The organism is Methylorubrum populi (assembly GCA_036946625.1).
Lineage (GTDB): Bacteria > Pseudomonadota > Alphaproteobacteria > Rhizobiales > Beijerinckiaceae > Methylobacterium > Methylobacterium populi_C.
Window position 1 is genome coordinate 507,339 of record JAQIIU010000003.1, and the last position, 18,543, is coordinate 525,881.

The 18,543-nt window shown below is 69.6% G+C and carries 13 protein-coding genes; 1 reads left to right on the top strand and 12 read right to left on the bottom strand.

All coding sequences use genetic code 11. The annotated features are described in order from the left end of the window. Positions 1-238: 238 nt before the first annotated feature. Positions 239-1,876, bottom strand: a complete 1,638-nt coding sequence (locus tag PGN25_13740) for an alpha-amylase family glycosyl hydrolase (GenBank protein ID MEH3118615.1) — start codon at positions 1,874-1,876, stop codon at positions 239-241. Positions 1,877-2,209: 333 nt separating this feature from the next. On the opposite strand from PGN25_13740, the gene PGN25_13745 reads away from it, so the two are divergent. Continuing rightward, positions 2,210-4,756: a glycogen/starch/alpha-glucan phosphorylase gene (locus PGN25_13745; protein MEH3118616.1), complete on the top strand. Its 2,547-nt coding sequence runs from the start codon at positions 2,210-2,212 to the stop codon at positions 4,754-4,756. 425 nt (positions 4,757-5,181) lie between these two features. On the opposite strand, the gene PGN25_13750 is transcribed toward PGN25_13745, so the two are convergent. From PGN25_13750 to PGN25_13800, 11 genes are all read right to left on the bottom strand, one after another. Then, positions 5,182-6,123: a ferredoxin--NAD(+) reductase gene (locus PGN25_13750; GenBank protein MEH3118617.1), complete on the bottom strand. Its 942-nt coding sequence runs from the start codon at positions 6,121-6,123 to the stop codon at positions 5,182-5,184. Positions 6,124-6,166: 43 nt separating this feature from the next. Further along, positions 6,167-6,523: a hypothetical protein gene (locus PGN25_13755; GenBank protein ID MEH3118618.1), complete on the bottom strand. Its 357-nt coding sequence runs from the start codon at positions 6,521-6,523 to the stop codon at positions 6,167-6,169. A gap of 145 nt (positions 6,524-6,668) precedes the next feature. Next, positions 6,669-9,593: an EAL domain-containing protein gene (locus PGN25_13760; GenBank protein ID MEH3118619.1), complete on the bottom strand. Its 2,925-nt coding sequence runs from the start codon at positions 9,591-9,593 to the stop codon at positions 6,669-6,671. Positions 9,594-9,824: 231 nt separating this feature from the next. After that, the gene (locus PGN25_13765; GenBank protein ID MEH3118620.1) at positions 9,825-11,396 is read right to left on the bottom strand and encodes a SpoVR family protein; all 1,572 of its coding nucleotides are present in this window, start codon (positions 11,394-11,396) and stop codon (positions 9,825-9,827) included. A gap of 71 nt (positions 11,397-11,467) precedes the next feature. Continuing rightward, positions 11,468-12,766 (bottom strand): YeaH/YhbH family protein, encoded by a 1,299-nt coding sequence (locus tag PGN25_13770; protein ID MEH3118621.1) that lies wholly within the window; start codon positions 12,764-12,766, stop codon positions 11,468-11,470. A gap of 92 nt (positions 12,767-12,858) precedes the next feature. Then, on the bottom strand, positions 12,859-14,811 hold the full coding sequence (locus PGN25_13775; protein MEH3118622.1) for a PrkA family serine protein kinase: 1,953 nt from the start codon (positions 14,809-14,811) through the stop codon (positions 12,859-12,861). A gap of 268 nt (positions 14,812-15,079) precedes the next feature. Further along, positions 15,080-15,541, bottom strand: a complete 462-nt coding sequence (locus PGN25_13780; protein MEH3118623.1) for a 4-aminobutyrate aminotransferase — start codon at positions 15,539-15,541, stop codon at positions 15,080-15,082. A gap of 423 nt (positions 15,542-15,964) precedes the next feature. Beyond that, positions 15,965-16,384: a hypothetical protein gene (locus PGN25_13785; protein ID MEH3118624.1), complete on the bottom strand. Its 420-nt coding sequence runs from the start codon at positions 16,382-16,384 to the stop codon at positions 15,965-15,967. A gap of 165 nt (positions 16,385-16,549) precedes the next feature. Continuing rightward, positions 16,550-17,044 (bottom strand): MerR family transcriptional regulator, encoded by a 495-nt coding sequence (locus PGN25_13790; GenBank protein ID MEH3118625.1) that lies wholly within the window; start codon positions 17,042-17,044, stop codon positions 16,550-16,552. A 53-nt stretch (positions 17,045-17,097) separates the two neighbouring features. Next, positions 17,098-17,424 (bottom strand): integration host factor subunit alpha, encoded by a 327-nt coding sequence (locus PGN25_13795; GenBank protein MEH3118626.1) that lies wholly within the window; start codon positions 17,422-17,424, stop codon positions 17,098-17,100. Between the two features lie 135 nt (positions 17,425-17,559). Then, positions 17,560-18,540 (bottom strand): ketoacyl-ACP synthase III, encoded by a 981-nt coding sequence (locus tag PGN25_13800; GenBank protein ID MEH3118627.1) that lies wholly within the window; start codon positions 18,538-18,540, stop codon positions 17,560-17,562. Positions 18,541-18,543 lie beyond the last annotated feature (3 nt).

An 18,543-nucleotide genomic window follows, 5' to 3' on the forward strand; every position in this document is an offset into this window, starting at 1 on the left:
CCACGCCATCCGCGCCGCTCGTCGAAAGCGGGAAAAGCCGCTGCTGCGCTCGGCATCGTAATGCTCCGGAAGGCGATCCGTTCCGTTGCATCGCACAATTCAGGCCAGGTTCAGACCGGTTTCTCGGTCCGCAGCCCGGCGTCCTCGTCATGGGGTGCATGTGACCGGGGAATGAGGGGCGGCACGCGGCACCGCCATCGGCGCGAAGCCCGAGGCGCCGCGGTGCGCGCCCGGCCCGTCACGGCTTCAGCGATGGTTCCGGGCGAAGGATGGCACCCTCGTCCGGCCCGAGTCCGATGCGGCCCTGCAACCGGTCGCCGGTCCGTCCGGGACGGGTCGAGAGCAGGATGGTCCAGCCTCCCGCGCCTTCCAGCGGCACCGTCCATTCCAGGCTTCCGAAGTTGAGCAGGATGCGCAGGGTTTGCCCGTCCGCGAAGCGCTCGAAGGCGAACACCTCGGCGGCGAGGGCCGGTGCCAGGGCGAGGCCCCGCCAGCCGCCGACCGACAGGGCCGGATGGTCGCGCCGGAGGGACAGCAGGCGGCGGTAGAGCGTCAGGATCGAGCGGGGATCGTCGCGCATCGCGTCGACGTTGCGGCGGTCCGCATCGGCGCTCTGCGGCAGCCAGGGCGTGCCGGTGGTGAAGCCGGCATTCGGGCCGTCGTCCCATTGCATCGGCGTGCGCTCCGGGTCGCGGCCGTGGCCGGGCTCGTTGCGTCCCCACGGGTCCTGCGCCCGTTGCGCGGGCACCGCCACGTGCGCCAGCCCGATCTCGTCGCCGTAATAGAGCGTCGGCGTGCCGCGCAAGGTGAGCAGCAGCATCGCGGCGATGCGCGCCTGCGCCTCGCCGACCCGGACGGCGATGCGGGGCTGGTCGTGGTTGCCGAGCACCCAGTTCGGCCAGCCGCCCTCGGGCAGGGCCGCCTCGTATTCCGCCACCAGCGCGGCCACGGCGTCGGCGCGCCACGGGGTCTGGATGAGCTGGAAGTTGAAGGGCAGGTCGGCCCCCGTCAGGTCCGGCCCGTAATAGGCCACCAGCCGCTCGATCGGCAGGTAGATCTCGCCGATCAGCACGCGCTCGCCGTAGCCGCGCAGCACCGCGCGCATGCCGGCGATGACGTCGAGCACCTCCGGCCGGTCGCAGGAATAGACCTGCCGGAAGCGGTTGATCCCGGCCTGCTGCGGCCGGAAGTCGGGGTTCTCGGGGTTGTCGCGGAAATCGTCGTCCTTGATCAGGTGCCAGATCACGTCGACGCGGAAGCCGTCCACCCCGCGCTCCAGCCAGAAGTGCAGGGCATCGTGCATCGCCGCCCGGACCTCCGGATTGCGCCAGTTCAGGTCCGGCTGCTCGGCCAGGAAGGCGTGGTAGTAGTACTGGCCGGTGGCCTCGTCCCGCGTCCAGGCCGGGCCGCCGAAATTCGAGAGCCAGTTGTTGGGCGGTCCGCCGTCCGGGGCGGGATCGCGCCAGACGTACCAGTCGCGCTTCGGATTCTCGCGGCTCGCCCGGCTCTCGGCGAACCACGGATGGGCGATCGAGCTGTGGTTGGGCACGAAGTCGAGGATCACCCGCAGCTTGCGCCGGTGCGCCTCGCGGATCAGGGCGTCGAAGTCCTCCAGCGTGCCGAACAGCGGATCGACCGCGCAGTAATCGGCCACGTCGTAGCCGAAATCCGCCATCGGCGAGCGGTAGAACGGCGAGATCCACACCGCATCGACGCCGAGCCATGCGAGGTGATCCAGCCGCGCCGTGATGCCCCGGAGATCGCCGACGCCATCGCCGTCCGTGTCCTGGAACGAGCGCGGATAGACTTGGTAGACCGTCCCGCTCTGCCACCAGACCGTCTTGTCGATCATCTTGGAGCCGCTCGTCCCGGACATCGGACCTCCCGCGATGATGGTGTCCCGGCGACGTGCGCGTCGCTCCACAGGGTGCGTAGGGCCGTTCAGGAAGCCTTCAAGCGCAGGGCGTCAATTCTCGTATCCGACGTCGGCCGATGCGCGGGCGTTGTGTCGGCTGGGACACAGGCTTGCGGGCACGCGGCTTGCGAAGGGCGTGTTCGCACGCATGTGTCTCGACAAGTCCGGCGACCGGCAACACCATGTCCGGGCAGGGCGACAGACCACGTCGCGGATCACCGTGCCGCCACAAGAAGCGGGCAGGATCCGTGGCGAACCGACACCGCATCGGCTGCAACGAAGGGGGATCCTCAGGTGCTGAACGAAGCTCTGTCCGTTCTCTTCAAGAACGGAGAGGCGGGCTCATCCGCTTCATCGGCGAAGACGGTCAAGGCCGCCGCCACCTATGTCGGGCCGCGCCAGCGCACGGGGGGCGACACCGTGGTGGAACTGCGCGAGGACATCCGCGCCAAGCTCGTCTACGGGCTGGGCAAGACGCCCGAGGCCGCCCGCGAGCGCGATTGGTTCGCCGCCACCGCGCTCGCCCTGCGCGACCGGATCGTCGATGCCTGCTACCGCGGGCAGGCCGGCACCGTCCCGGACAAGCGGGTCTACTATCTCTCGCTCGAATTCCTGATCGGCCGGCTCCTGTCGGACGCGATGAACAATCTCGGCCTGGTCGAGGCCACCAAGGCCGCCCTGCGCGATCTCGGCGTCAGCCTCGCCGAGGTCGAGGGGGCCGAGCCCGACGCGGCGCTCGGCAACGGCGGCCTCGGGCGGCTCGCCGCCTGCTTCATGGAGAGCATGGCGAGCCTGTCGATCCCGGCGATCGGCTACGGCATCCGCTACGACCACGGCATCTTCCGGCAGTCGCTGGAGGACGGCTGGCAGCGCGAGGCGCCGGAGACCTGGCTCGCGGAGGGCAATCCCTGGGAGTTCGCCCGGCCGGAGGCCACCTACACGATCGGCTTCGGCGGCCACGTCACCATGACGAGCCAGGGCGACCACCACATCCGCCGCCACTGGCACCCGGCCGAGACGGTGAACGCGGTCGCCTACGACATCCCGGTCGTCGGCTGGGGAGCCAAGCACGTCAACGTCCTGCGCCTGTGGAAGGCGGAGGCCGACGCGCCGGTCGAGCTCGCCCGCTTCAATGCCGGCGACCATGTCGGCGCGGTGGCCGGCCGCGCCCGGGCCGAGGCGATCTCGCGGGTGCTCTATCCGAGCGACGCCTCCGCCGAAGGCCAGGAGCTGCGCCTGCGCCAGGAATTCTTCTTCACCTCGGCCTCGCTGCAGGATCTCGTGCGCCGGCACGCGGCCGAGCGCGGCAGCTTGCGCTCCCTGCCCGACCACGCCGCGATCCAGCTCAACGACACGCATCCCGCCATCGCCGTGCCGGAGCTGATGCGCATCCTGATGGAGGATCACGACCTTCCGTGGGAGGAGGCGTGGCAGATCACCTCCAACACGCTGCACTACACCAACCACACCCTGCTGCCCGAGGCGCTGGAGACCTGGCCGGTCGAGCTGATGGAGCGGCTGCTGCCGCGCCACATGCAGATCGTCTACCTGATCAACTGGCTGCATCTCGAAGAGCAGAGCAAGAACGCCAAAGGCGGCGCGTCGGGAGGGGCGCTCGACATCTCTTCCGTCTCGCTGATCGACGAGTCGAACGGGCGGCGCGTGCGGATGGGGCCGCTCGCCTTCCACGGCTCGCGCCGGGTCAACGGCGTCTCGGCGCTCCACAGCGAACTCCTGAAAACGACCGTGTTCAAGGATCTCCACGCGATCGAGCCGGAGAAGATCGTCAACAAGACCAACGGCATCACCTTCCGCCGCTGGCTGCACAACGCCAATCCCGAGCTGACGGCGCTCGCCGTCGAGGCGGCGGGGGAGGGCGTGCTCGACGATCCGACCGAGCTGACGAAGCTCGAAGCGTTCGCCGACGATCCCGAGTTCCGCCAGCGCTACGCGGCGATGCGAAAGGTTCGCAAGACGCGGCTCGCCGCGGTCATCGCCGAGCGCACCGGCGTCGCCGTCGATCCGTCCGCGCTGTTCGACGTGCAGATCAAGCGCATCCACGAGTACAAGCGCCAGCTCCTCAACCTCGTCGAGACGGCGGCTCTCTACCAAGCCATCAAGCAGGCGCCTCACGAGGACTGGACCCCGCGCGTCAAGATCTTCGCCGGCAAGGCGGCCCCGAGCTACGTTCAGGCCAAGCTCATCATCAAGCTCGCGGGCGACATCGCCCGGGTCGTCAACGCCGATCCGGAGATCGGCGACCGGCTGAAGGTGGTGTTCCTGCCGAACTACTCGGTCAGTCTCGCCGAGGTGATCATCCCGGCCGCCGACCTCTCCGAGCAGATCTCGACCGCCGGCATGGAGGCCTCGGGCACCGGCAACATGAAGCTCGCCCTCAACGGCGCGCTCACCGTCGGCACGCTCGACGGCGCCAACATCGAGATCAAGGACCATGTCGGCGCCGACAACATCTTCATCTTCGGCCTCGACGCCGAGGGGGTGCTGGCCCGTGCGGCCGAGCCGGCCTACGCCGCCAGGGCCATCGCTGCCTCGCCGCGGCTGGCGGCGGCGCTCGATGCCATCGCCGACGGCACCTTCTCGCCGGACGATCCCGGCCGCTTCGCGCCGCTGGTGGACGAGCTGCACCGCCGCGACCACTACCTGACCACGGTCGATTTCGACGATTACTGGCGCGTCCAGCGCGAGATCGACGCGGCCTGGAAGCGCCCGGCCCAGTGGTGGCGCGCGGCGATCCTCAACACCGCGCGGATGGCGTGGTTCTCCTCCGACCGCTCCATGCGGGAATATGCCGAGGAGATCTGGCAGGTGAAGCTGGGCTGAGGGCCCGAGCGGGACGAACGACGAAAGGGCGGGAAGGGGGCCCTTCCCGCCCTTTCTCTTGCTGAGTTCGAGGGGAGGGGCTGATAGGCTCGCTGCGCCCGCGGCTCCGCGAATCGCTTCGCCCGATCAGAGGTCGCGCCCTGGATTGCTTCGGCTCCGCCTCGCAATGACGGCAAGGGGAGGAAGAGGGCGCTCCACTCCGTCATCGCGAGCCGTCAGGCGAAGCGATCCAGGACCGCGACGGCGCCGGAAGGGGCATCCGAGCGGTCCGACACCTATTCGCCAGCAGGATCGGCTTCACCTCGCGATGACGGGGAGGGTCCCCCTCCCCGTCATCGCGAGCGGCAGCGAAGCGATCCGGCAGCGCCGGTGGCCGGATCGAGGGCGACCCCGCATCATGCAAGCGGCCGTCGGAAGGGCGTGCCTCACGCCCCCGGTTCGAGCGGGATCGGGTAGAACCGCGCCCCGGCGGCCGCGGCCAGAACCTCGACCGCGCCGAGGGTCGAGGGGCCGCCGGAAGCGTGCACCACGTCGGTCGCCCGCAGGGTCGGGATGTGGGCGGTGAGCGGGCCGGGCCGCACGTCGGGGGCGCGCTGGCGGTGGCGGTCGGCGGCCAGCGTGATGCGGGTCACGCCGGTGGCGCGCAGCCATTCGAGCGACGGGCGCATGTAGAGGTCGAGGGGGTCGCGCGCACCGATGACGAGGCAGATCTCGCGGGCCGGCTCGACGTAGCGCGCGGCGCGGGCGATCGCCCAGATGCCGGCGAATCCCGTCTCCGCCGCCACCAGCACGAGGCGCCCGCCGCCGGGCCGGTAGGTGCCGTTGCCGACCGGGCCCTTGACCTTCAGCGCGAGGCCGGGCGCGACCGCGCAGCCGAACAGGGCGGTCAGATCCTCCGCGCACGCGCCGCGCAGGTGGAAGACGAGCTCATTGAGTTCCGCCCCGCCCTCGACGCCGAGCGTCGGGGCGAGCGTGACGGGACGGCCGCCGTCGAGCGTGACCACGACCTGATCGCCCGGCTCGAAGGGGAGCCGCCGCTCCAGGGTGGCGACCACCTGCACGACCCGCGGCGCCAGGGCCGTGACCGCGTCGATGCGGCCGGGGCGGCCCACCGGCGTCCGGGCGGTGGGCTTGGCGGGCCGGATCGCCGCAGCCGGATCGGGCGCCGACAGCGTCACGGCCTCCGCCCGCCGGGCCCGGGCCGGCAGCCGCCGCGAAGCCGGTCCGGCGCCCTGGCCGAGCAGGCCGGTCGCCGGGGCGATCACCCCGTCGGCGAGGGCGGTTTCGAGGGATGTGTCGCCGGGCGAGACCCGCAGGGGCTGGCCGTTCACGACAAGCGAGCAACGGGCGCTCGTGGGGGCACGCATGGCGGCAACCCGCTCCGATCGACTTGAAAACAGGTTCGGCGGATCAGAGCGGATCGTGGATCAGGCGCTCGACCAGGGCGGCCCAGCGCGTGCGCACGGCCCGCGCCTCCTCGCCCAGGGTCTCCGCTTCCGCGAGGCCGAGGCCGGCGCGCAGCGCCTCGCTCTCCCGCCGCTCGGCGGCGAGCGCGGCCTTCATCATCGCCACTTCGAGGCGCAGGCGCGCGAGATCGGCCGATGCCGCATCCGCCTCGGGCTCCGAGGGCGGGGGATCGTCCGCTTCCGCCTCGATCGCGCGCGGCGGGAGGGAGCCGGCGAGGTGCGTCTGGAGCGGACGCATCATCAGGCGCCGCATCGCGCTGCCGTTCGGCGCCGGGCTCCTGCGTCTCGTCGCCTCGATCATCGTCCATCCCCGGGCCGGCCGGAGCGCCGAAGGGCGTCCCGGATCCTCGAGATGGACCTTCCCGCAACATGGTTAAGGGACGTTTAAGCGGACCTCCGACGCGGCCGCCTCACCGCGGGATCGCGCGCCGCGCGCAGGGGCCGGATCAGGCGGCCTCCGGCGCGGCACCGACGAGCTGGCGGGCCTGGAGCATGGTCATCGGCTCGCCGAAGGCCGCCCCTTGGGCGTAGTCGCAGCCGAGCTCCTGCAGGCCCTGCGCATCCTCCTCCGACTCGGCGCCTTCGGCGATGGTGGCGAGTCCGAGTTCCTGGCCCATCCGCAGGATCGAGCGCAGCATCGCGGTGCGCCCCTGGCCGAGCGGGCGCACGAAGGTCTGATCGACCTTGATCGTGTCGAAGGGAAAGCGCTGGAGGTAGGAGATCGCCGAGTAGCCGGTGCCGAAATCGTCGAGGACGAGGCCGGCGCCGAGATCGCGCACCCGCGCCAGCATCTGCGCGGCGTATTCGGGGTTCTCCATCACCAGCCCCTCGGTCATCTCCAGCTTGAGCGAGCCCGGCAGAACGCCGGTGCGGGCGATGACGGTCTTCACGTCGTGCAGGAGGTCGTGGCGCAGGAGCTGGCGCGAGGAGACATTGACCGAGGCGAAGATCGGCGGATCGACGTCGAGGGAGCGCTGCCAGGCGGCGAGTTCGAGGGCGGTGCGCTCGACCGCGAAATTGCCGAGCTGGACGATCACCCCGGTCTCCTCGGCCACCGGCATGAAGGTCGCGGGCGGGATGCGCCCGAGCTTCGGGTGGTCCCAGCGCAGCAGCGTCTCGAAGCCCGCCACCGTGCGGTCCTCTAGCCGGACGATCGGCTGGAACAGCACCTTGATCTCGTTGCGCTCCAGCGCCTTGCGCAGGTCCGCCTCCAGCATCAGCCGGTCGGAGCGCTCGACCCGCATGTTGGCGCGGAACACCTCGATCCGGTCGCCGCCGCCGCGCTTGGCCTGGATCATCGCCATCTCGGCGCTCTTGAACACCTCTTCGCGCCGCGGCTGCCCGCTTCCCTGGCCGCTCTGCGCGGCTTCGTGCAGGGCGATGCCGATCGAGACGGTGAGGAAGACCTCGCGGTCGGCGTAGGTGACGGGCGTGGCGATGGCGCGCCGGATCATCTCGGCGAACGAGAGGATGCGGTCGGGCTCGCGCTCCGAGAGCAGGATCACCGCGAACCCGTCGCCGTCGATCCGGGCCAGGGTGTCCTGCGGGCGCAGGAGCCGCCCGAGTCGGCGCGAGAGGGTCAGCAGGATCGAATCGCCGGCCGAGAGGCCGATGGCGTCGTTGATCGCCTTGAAGCGGTCGATGTCGAGGGCGATCACCGCCGGCTTCAGGCGCGGATCCTGGCTCGCCAGCGCCAGGGCGGCTTCGAGCCTGTCGTGGAACAGCTCGCGATTGGGCAGGCCGGTCAGGCTGTCGTGCACGGCGTCGTGCAGCAGACGCTCCTCGGCGGTCTTGGCCTCGGTCACGTCGCTGATGGTGCCGACGATGCGGATCACCTCGCCGTCGGTGCCGATCACCGGGCGCGCCTTGAGGCGGTACCACGCGTAAGGCCCGTCGGCCGAGCGCAGGCGGAAATCGTGGACGATGCGCCCGCGCCGTTCCTCGATCACCGTGTCGAGGGCCGCCGAGTAGCGCTCCACGTCGAAGGGGTGGAGCAGGCCGAGCCAGTTCGCCGCCGGGCCTTCGAGGGCGCCGCGCCTGAGCCCGAGCTGGGCCTCGATCTCGGGACCGGCGAAGACCCGGTCGCCGGGCACGTCCCAGTCGAACACGATGTCGCCCGCCCCCGTCAGCGCCAGCGCCCGGCGCTCGGTGTCGGAGACGAGGCTGTGGCTCAGGCCCCCGCCGGCGAAGGCGTGCTGCATCACCGTGAAGCCGATCAGCATGACGATGAGCACGAGGCCGCCGATCAGGGCCGGCTGCACGAGGTCGGAGCCGATCTGCCCGGTGATGGCGAAGCCCGCCGCCACCACCCAGACCAGCAGCAGCAGCCAGGTCGGCACCAGCAGGATGGCGCGGTCGTAGCTGTTGTGGACGGCCAGATACAGGATCAGCAGGAGCCCGACGCCGGCCACCGCCGCGATCGAGATGCGCGCCACGCCCGCCGCCACCGGCGGGTCGAACACCGCGAGCGCCACGAGGCCGGCGAGGAAGGTCAGCCAGAAGAAGGCGACGTGGCTGTAGCGCACGTGCCAGCGCGACAGGTTGAGATAGGCGAACAGGAACACGAGCAGGGTGGCGCCGAGCACCGCCTCGGCCGAGGCGCGGTAGATCCGCTCGGCCAGTTCCGTGACCGGGAAGACCCGCTGCAGGAAGCCGAAATCGATGCAGGCATAGGCCAGCACCGCCCAGGAGAGCGCGGCGGCGGCGGGGAAGATGATCGCGCCCTTCACCACGAAGATGATGGTGAGGAACAGCGCCAGCAGCCCGGCGATGCCGATGACGATGCCCTTGTAGAGGGTGAGCCCCGAGGTCTTCTTGCGGTAGGCGTCCTGATCCCAGAGGTAGACCTGCGGGATGTTGGGGCCTTTGAGTTCGGCGACGTAGGTGACCGTGGTGCCGGGATCGATGGTGATCAGGAACTGGTCGGCGTCGAGGCTCTCGTCGCGCTCGGGCCGGATGCCCTCGCTCGCGGTGATCGCGGCGATGCGCGAGCCGCCGAGATCGGGCCAGATCACGCCGGAGCCGACGAGGCGGAAGTGGGGGGCGACCAGCAGGCGGTCGATCTGCTCGTCGGTGTCGTTGGTGAGGGCGAACACCATCCAGTCCGGCCGCGCGCCGGTCTCGCGGGCCTTGACCGCGATGCGCCGCACGATGCCGTCCTTGCCCGGGGCGGTGGAGATCTGGATCAGGTCGCCGTCCGAGCGGTAGCGCTCGATCGTCGGCGTGAGGTCGATCGCCGGCGCGTCGAGGGTGACGCGCACGGCCTCGACCGCGCGGGCGGGGGTGGCGCTCCCGAGGAGGCAGCCCAGGGAGGCGGCCACGGCCGTCAGGATCGCGAGGGCCAGGGCAAGGGCCGGGGAGAGCGTGCGCAACGGGCGTTTCTTGGCAACCGGCTTTGAGCGGTGGAGGCGAGCGGCCAAGTCGTATCGGCGGTGCCGCGCCCCGGCAAGGCGAGGCGAGCCGGCGCGCGCGGCGCACCCACCGCTCTTTCGGCGCACCGCGGCCTGCGGATCGCGTGGCTTTGCGGCCAAAACAAGTTGGGGCCGCCCCGCGGCGCGAGGGGCGGCCCTGAGAAGTCGGCGGATGCCGGGTCCGGGCGGCGCTCAGAAGAAGATGGGCCGCGCGCTCGCGCTGTGCTCGACCAGCACCGCGCCGGTCGCCGGATCGACCTCCTTGAGCACCGCGTCGTAGCCCCAGAGGTCGGCGAGGTGCTGGAGCACCCGCCGGGCATCCTCCTTCTGCAGGGTGATGCGGTTGAGCGCCTTGTGGTGGAGGATCAGCCGGCGATCGCCCTCCAGGTCGACGTCCACCACCTCGATGTCGGGATCGAGCCACGCCACGTCGTACTGCCGGGCGAAGGAACGGCGCATCCTGCGGTAGCCGCGCTCGTCGTGGATCGCCTCGACCCGCATCTCCGGCTCGTCGGGATCGTCCACCACGTGGAACAGGCGCATGTCGCGCATCAGCTTCGGCGAGAGGAACTGCGCGATGAAGCTCTCGTCGCGGTAGTTTTCCCAGCAGTCGCGCAGCACCGCCATGGCGTCGCCGGTGCCGGCGATGTCGGGAAACCACGCCCGATCCTCGGGCGTCGGCTGCTCCACGATGCGGGCGATGTCCTGCATCATGGCGAATCCCAGCGCGTAGGGGTTGTGGCCGCCGAAGGAGCGGTCGTCGAAATTCGGCTGGCGGATGACGTTGGTGTGCGAGGTCAGGAATTCGAGATAGGCCGCCTCGCCGATCTGCCCTTTCTGCGAGAGCGCGTTCATGATCCGGTAGTGGCAGTAGGTGGCGCAGCCCTCGTTCATCACCTTGGTCTGGCGCTGCGGGTAGAAGTACTGCGCGACCAGCCGGACGATCCGAAGGATCTCGCGCTGCCAGGGCCGCAGGCGCGGAGCCACCTTCTCCAGGAAGTAGAGGATGTTCTCCTGCGGCAGTTCGAGCAGCGCCCGGCGCCGCTCCAGCGCCGGGTCGCCCTTCTGCCCGCCCGATTTGGCCGGCAGGGTGCGCCAGAGGTCGTTGTAGATCTGCTCGCCGTGCTCCTCGCGCTCGCGCTCGCGGCGCTGTTCGGAGGCGAGGTCCGGCCGCTTCTTGCGGGGATAGCGGTGGACGCCCTGGCTCATCAGCGCGTGCGCGGCGTCGAGCACGTGCTCCACCGCCTGATGCCCGTAGCGCTCCTCGCAGCGGGCGATGTAGCCCTTGGCGAAGTCGAGATAGTCGAGGATGCCCTCCGCATCCGTCCACTGCCGGAACAGATAGTTGTTCTTGAAGAAGTGGTTGTGGCCGAAGGCGGCGTGGGCGATCACCAGCGTCTGCATCGTCGCCGTGTTCTCCTCCATGACGTAGGAGATGCACGGGTCGGAGTTGATGACGATCTCGTAGGCGAGCCCCATCAGGCCGCGGCGGTAGCTCGCCTCGTGCTGGGCGAAGTGCTTGCCGAAGGACCAGTGCTTGTAGAACAGCGGCATGCCGATCGAGGCATAGGCGTCGAGCATCTGCTCGGCGGTGATGATCTCGATCTGGTTCGGATACCACGACAGGCCGAGTTCGGGCCCGGCCACCGCCTCGCAGGCGTCGTGGATGCGCCGGATCGTCTCGAAATCCCAGTCGTTGCCGGAAAACAGCAGCTCGCCGGGCTTCGGCGCCGTGGGCTTCGTGCGAATCAGGCTCGCGACCATGTTTCCGGTCCTCGTGCTCGACCGATCCGTGACACCTCCTCTCCCCGCAAGGGGGAGGAGAGCAAATCCGCCTACGCCTCCGCCTTCGCGTCCTTGCGGCCGAACAGCTCGCGGAACACGGGGTAGATGTCGCGGCGGTGGTTCACTTTCCGCATGGCGAGCGGCTCGCCGGCCCGGGCCAAAGCCTCGTAGGTCCGCCACAGGGTGGTGCGGTGCTCGACGAAGCCGGCGCGCGGGCCGTTCTCGTCGCCGACCTCCAGATAGGCGAAGTGCTGGCAGGCCGGCAGGATGTGGGCGCGCAGGAGTTCCGTCGAGGTCGGCCCGTCGGAGGAGACGTTGTCGCCGTCCGAGGCCTGCGCCGCGTAGATGTTCCAGTCGTCCGGCGAGTAGCGCTCGGTGACGATGCGCTTCATCTCGACCAGCGCGGAGGAGACCAGGGTGCCGCCGGTCTCGCGCGAGCCGAAGAAGGTCTCCTCGTCGACCTCCGTCGCCTTGTCGGTGTGGCGGATGAAGACGATCTCGACGTGCTTGTAGCGGCGCGTCAGGAAGATGTGCAGCAGGATGTAGAACCGCTTGGCCAGATCCTTCATGTGCTCGGTCATCGAGCCCGAGACGTCCATCAGGCAGAACATCACGGCTTGCGCGATCGGCTTCGGATAGGGTTCGAAGCGGCGGAAGCGCAGGTCGATCGGATCGACGTAGGGGATGCGCTTGGAGCGCTCGCGCAGTTCGAGGAGCTTGAGCTTGAGGTCGGGCAGGCGCGGATCGTCCGCGGCCTCGGCCTCGGCGATCTCCGCCTCCAGCGCGGCGACCTCCTCCAGCTTGGGGCGCTTGAGGGCGATGCGCCGGGACATCGAATTGCGCAGGGTGCGCGACAGCGCGAGGTTGGCCGGCGAGCCCGAGACGGTGTAGCCGGCCCGGCGCAGGCCTTCCGTCTCCACCACCGCGAGGCGGCGCTTGGCGAGATCGGGCAGTTCGAGGTCTTCGAGGAAGAGGTCGAGGAACTCCTCGCGCGTCAGCACGAAGTGGAAGGCGTCCTCGCTGTTCTCGCCCCCCTCGCCGCCTTCCCCGGAGCCGCCGCTCCCCCCGCCGCCCGGCGGTCGCTCGATGCGGTCGCCCTCCACGTAGGTCTTGTTGCCGGGCAGGATGTAGTCCTGATGCCCCGTGCCGGGCTGGCGCGAGAAGCGCGGCTCGCGGACGCCATCGCCCGGCACGGAGATGCGTCCGTCCTTGCCGAGATCCTTGATGTCTTTCTCGCGGGCGGATTCCCGAACCGCGCGCTGCGCGACGTCCTTGACCCGGCGCAGGAAGCGCTGGCGGTTCGGGAGGCTCTTCCCACCTGGATTGAGCCGACGGTCGACGATGTGCATCCGGGGTCGCTCAGCGCCTCAAGTCTCACGTCCCGTTGTCAGGGACAAAGGTGCGAAAGTGCGGCGGCGGATGCCGGAGGGTTCGAGCCTCCTCAACCCGCCTGCTTCACTCGCATGTACCATTCCACCAGCCGCCGGACCTGCCGCTCGGTGTAGCCCCGGTCGGTCATGCGGTCGACGAACTCGCCGTGCTTCTTCTCGGTCTCGCTGTCCTTCTTGGATCCAAAGGAGATGACGGGCAGCAGTTCCTCGACCTGGGAGAACATCCGCCGCTCGATCACCTCGCGAAGCTTCTCGTAGGAGGTCCAGGACGGGTTGCGCCCGCCGTGCTGTGCCCGGGAGCGCAGCGCGAACTTGACGACCTCGTTGCGAAAATCCTTCGGATTGGCGATGCCGGCCGGCTTCTCGATCTTGGTCAGCTCCTGGTTCAGGAGTTCGCGGTTGAGGAGCTGGCCGGTCTCGGCGTCCTTGAAGTCCTGATCCTCGATCCAGGCGTCGGCGTAGTCGATGTAGCGGTCGAACAGGTTCTGCCCGTAATCGTGATAGGACTCGAGATAGGCCTTCTGGATCTCGTGACCGATGAACTCGGCGTAGCGCGGCGCGAGTTCGGTCTTGATGAACTCCATGTAGCGCTTCTCGGTCTCCGGCGGCAGTTGCTCGCGCCGGATCGCCTGTTCCAGCACGTACATCAGATGGACCGGATCGGCCGAGACCTCGGTGGTGTCGTGGTTGAAGGTCGCCGCCAGCACCTTGAAGGCGAAGCGGGTCGAGATCCCGTCCATGCCCTCGTCGACGCCGGCGGTGTCCTTGTATTCCTGCATCGAGCGGGCGCGGGGATCGACCTCGCGAAGGCTCTCGCCGTCGTAGACCCGCATCTTCGAGAACAGGTTCGAGTTGGCGTGCTCGCGAAGCCGCGAGAGCACCGAGAAGCGGGCCAGCATCTCCAGCGTGCCGGGGGCGCAGGCCGCCGCCGACAGTTCCGAGCCCGAGATCAGCTTCTCGTAGATCCGCTGCTCCTCCGTGACCCGGAGGCAGTAGGGCACCTTGATGACGTAGATGCGGTCGATGAAGGCTTCGTTGTTCTTGTTGGTCTTGAACGACTGCCACTCGGCCTCGTTCGAGTGCGCCAGGATCACGCCGGTGAAGGGGATCGCGCCGATATTCTCGGTGCCGACGTAGTTGCCCTCCTGCGTCGCCGTGAGCAGGGGGTGCAGCATCTTGATCGGCGCCTTGAACATCTCGACGAATTCGAGAACGCCCTGGTTCGCCCGGTTGAGGCCGCCCGAGTAGGAATAGGCGTCCGGATCGGCCTGGCTGAGCGTTTCGAGGCGGCGGATGTCGACCTTGCCGACGAGCGAGGAGATGTCCTGGTTGTTCTCGTCGCCCGGCTCGGTCTTGGCGATGGCGATCTGGCGCAGGCGCGAGGGCCGCACCTTGATCACCTTGAAGCGGGAGATGTCGCCGTCGAACGCGTCGAGGCGCTTCAGGGCCCAGGGGCTCATCAGGCCGGTGAGGCGGCGGCGCGGGATGCCGAAGCGCTCCTCGATCTCCCGGCCCATGGTCTCGGGATCGAACAGGCCGAGCGGGCTCTCGAACACCGGCGAGATCTCGTCGCCCGCCTTGAGCACGTAAACGGGATGGACCTCCATCAGCGCCTTCAGGCGCTCGGCGAGCGACGACTTGCCGCCGCCGACGGGGCCGAGCAGGTAGAGGATCTGCTTGCGCTCCTCCAACCCTTGCGCGGCGTGGCGGAAGAACGAGACGATCCGCTCGATCGTCTCCTCCATGCCGTAGAACTCGGCGAAGGCCGGATAGACCCGGATCGTCCGGTTCATGAACACGCGGCCGAGGCGGGAATCGCGAGCGGTGTCGACCATCTCCGGCTGGCCGATCGCATCGAGGATGCGCTCGGCGGCGGAGGCGTACATCAGCGGATTGTCGCGGCACGCCTCGAGATATTCGGAGAGGGTCATCTCCGTGTCGCGGCGCGCCTCGTAGCCGCGAGCGAAGCTCTGGAACAGGTCGTTCGTCGAGTGCAGCGGCATTCGAACACCCCCTATCAGGCTGATGACAGCTTCATCCTGTCTCGGGTCGGATGCAACCGACATTGCGGGTTTTGTCGCACCGCCCACAGGAGGGCTGTCGTGCGTGTGAAACGGGACACACCCAAGGCTGGTCGGGATTTAGCGCAACCTCGACCGGCTTCGGTCAAGGCCCGTCAACTTCCGGTCCGGCGCCGGAGGCCGTCGGAGCGGCGCGGGATCGCTGCGCTGCAGCATGGGCGGCGACGGGCTTACCCCACCGACCCGCCGGCTAGAGGTCGGTGGTGTCCTTCTTCTCGTCCTTGGGCTTGTCGCCTTTGTCGACGGTGATGCGGATGTCGCGCTTCTCGACCTCGCCGTCGGCGTTCCTGATCTCGACCACGACCCCGTCCGGGCCGGCATAGCCGCCGTTGGGCTGGTAGAAGATCGCCTGAACCTCGGCTTCCTTGTTGGGGCAGCGGTACTTGGCCGGGGTCTTCAGCTTGCCGGCCTTGGTGATGAGGGAGCCGGACTTCGGCGGCGTCACCACCTTGATCTCGGGCATCGGGCCGGCCGAGCAGTCCTTCTTGAGATTCGGCACGATCACGAGGCGGGCCTGCTTGCCCGCGGGGACGGTCTCGCTGCGGGTGACGGTGGTCTGCGCGAGCGCCGGGCCGGCGAGGCAGAGCCACGCGGCGGCGAGTGCGGCAGACAGGGCCGCGATCGGTCTCGGGGCAGGGGTCGGCAGGTCCATCGGCGTTTCCTTGAGCGTCGTCTCGCCGCCCCGCCGGCGGTCGGCCGGTCGGCCCTGGCGCCGCAGGGCGCAAGCGGGATGTGGGGACCGGGAGCGTCCGCGTCGAGGCTCGTCCCGCCGAATCTCGTCTCGCCGGGACCGCCGTCGGAGGGCGGGGCGGCCGCAGGTTCGCTCGGAAGAGCGTGCGAAAGAACCGCTCGGAGCCTGTTTGACTGCGATGATCCCATCTCGCCCCTCATCCTGAGGTGCCGCGTGAGCGGCCTCGAAGGGTGTTCCAGGTTCCGCGCGATCCCTGGAGCCCCCTTCGAGACCTCCGCTGCGCTCCGGCACCTCAGGATGAGGGTGGGGAGGGGAGCAGGGCTTTCCTCTCGCCTGACCGTTGCCTGACGAAGACACGTCGTCCGGTCACGGTCAGACAGGCTCTCAGTGCTGGAGCGCGGCGGCGACCGCCCCGGTGACGCGGGCGATCTGCGCCGCGTCGAGCTGTCCCGCCAGGGCCTGGGTCAGCACCTTCTCGACGCGCTCGCGCTCGCCGAGATCGGCGAGCGGCATGGAGGGAATGTCCGTTTCGGCCAGGGCGCAGACCCGGCGGATCGTCTCGGCGGCCTTGAGCAGGGTCTCGCGGTCGGTGGGGCCCATGTCCCACAGGGGTGCGCGCAGGCGGCTGATGACGCGCCGCGCGTCGCGATATTCCCGATCGACCGTGGTCGAGGCCTCGATCTGGCTGACGAGGAACATCAGTTCCAGAACCTCGTTCGCGGCTTCCGGGCAGGCGCGCACGATCCGCATCACGCGGGCGATGAGTTCCTGGGTCGGAGACATCCGGGAGCGGGGGGCGGCCATGGCGCCTCAACGCCGAGCGGACGGTAAAGTTCAGGTTCCATGATCGGGCCGGGCCCGGGACCGAGCGGAAACGGCAAGATGCGCCAATGGCTTGCGCGCAAACGAGTTTCGGAATGCTTCGCGGGGCGGTCTCGCCGCGATGGGGCAAAGGGCGACGCGGGAGAATCAGGCCGCCGCGCCGACCTCGTGATCGGCCTCGTCGAGACCGGCGAGCAGGGCTCGGCAGGCGCGCAACTCGGCGAGCGCGCCCTCCAGCGCCCGGCGGTCCGAGGCGGCGGCCTCGACGATATCCTCGTCGCGGTCGGAGCCGGTCGGCGCATCGGCTTCCGCCTCGCCCCGGCCGACCGCCTGGACGAAGCGCACGCCGTTCTCCTTGAGGATGCGCTGCGCCCCGCGGATGGTGTAGCCCTTGCCGCGCAGCAGCCGGCTCACGCCCCTGAGGAGATCGATGTCTTCCGGGCGGTAGTAGCGCCGCCCGCCGGCCCGCTTGACCGGCTTGATCTGGCTGAACCGGCTCTCCCAGAAACGCAGCACGTGCTGGGGCACGCCGAGTTCCTCGGACACCTCGGTGATGGTGCGGAACGCGCCGGGACGCTTCTCGCCGCCGTGCTCGTCGTCGGCAGGCGTGTCGAGAACGGGGGCTTCCAGCGGCAATCCCATGGCGGCGCCTCAATCCGGGGGCATTCGGAGCGGGCCGGGAGCGCCCGGCCGGATCACGCGTCCTCGTCCGCGTCGTGCCCGTTGACGGGGCCGCCATTGATGCGCGCCTTGAGCACGTTCGAGGGCTTGAACACCATCACCTGCCGCGGCTCGATCTCGACCTCGACGCCGGTCTTCGGGTTGCGGCCGATGCGCTTGCCCTTCGAGCGCACCACGAAGGAGCCGAACGAGGACAGCTTCACCGTCTCGCCCGAGGACAGGCACATGCAGATCTCGGCGAGCACCGTCTCGACCAGGGCCGCCGATTCGGCCCGCGAGAGGCCGACCTGCTGGTAGACGGCCTCGCTCAAATCGGCGCGTGTGACCGTCTTTCCTGCCATGCGCTCCCCCCTTCGGCCGCGTCGGATCCCGCCGCGTATCTCTATGATCGGACACGCTAATCGGCAGAGGTTCGACGGTCAACAGAACCTTGCGGTTGACAAGAAGCGCGGGGCGCGTCCTCGACGCGCGCCGCCTCACCAGCGGATCAGCGCGGCGCCCCAGGTGAAGCCGCCGCCGATCGCCTCGATCATCACGAGGTCGCCCTCGCGGATGCGCCCGTCGCGCCGCGCCGCATCGAGCGCGAGCGGGATCGAGGCGGCGGAGGTGTTGCCGTGCCGGTCGACGGTGAGCACCACCTTGTCCCGGGCGATGCCGAGCTTGTCGGCCGAGGCCTCGATGATCCGGCGATTGGCCTGATGCGGCACGAACCACGACAGGTCTTCCGCCGTGGTCCCGGAGGCGCGGAACGTTTCCTCGATCACGTCGGTGACGGAGCCGACGGCGAAGCGGAACACCTCGCGGCCCTCCATCCGCAGCTTGCCCGTCGTGCCGGTCGAGCCGGGCCCGCCGTCGACGTAGAGCTTGGCGCGGTGGCGCCCGTCCGAGCGCAGGCAGCTCGCCAGCACGCCGCGGTCCGCCTTCGTGCCCTCGCCCTCGCGGGCCTCCAGCACGATCGCGCCCGCGCCGTCGCCGAACAGCACGCAGGTGGTGCGGTCCTCCCAGTCGAGCAATCGTGAAAAGGTCTCGGCACCGACGACGAGGGCGCGCTTGGCGCCCCCCGTCGAGAGGAAGCGGTCCGCGGTCGCGACGGCGTAGACGAAGCCGGCGCAGACCGCCTGAAGATCGAAGGCGAAGCCGCCCTCGATCCCGAGCGCCGCCTGGATCTGGGTGGCGGTGGAGGGGAAGGTGTGGTCGGGCGTCGAGGTCGCGCAGATCACGAGGTCGATGTCGGCGGGGGAGAGCCCGGCCTCGTCGAGCGCCGCGAGGGCCGCCCGGGTGCCGAGCACCGAGGTCGTCTCGTGGGCCTTCGCGATGTGGCGCTGACGGATGCCGGTGCGCTGCACGATCCACGCGTCCGAGGTCTCGATCCCGCGCTCGGCGAGGTCGGTGTTCGTGACGACGGTTTCGGGCAGGCTGGCCCCGCACCCGACCACGACGGAGCGCCGATGCGCCATCAG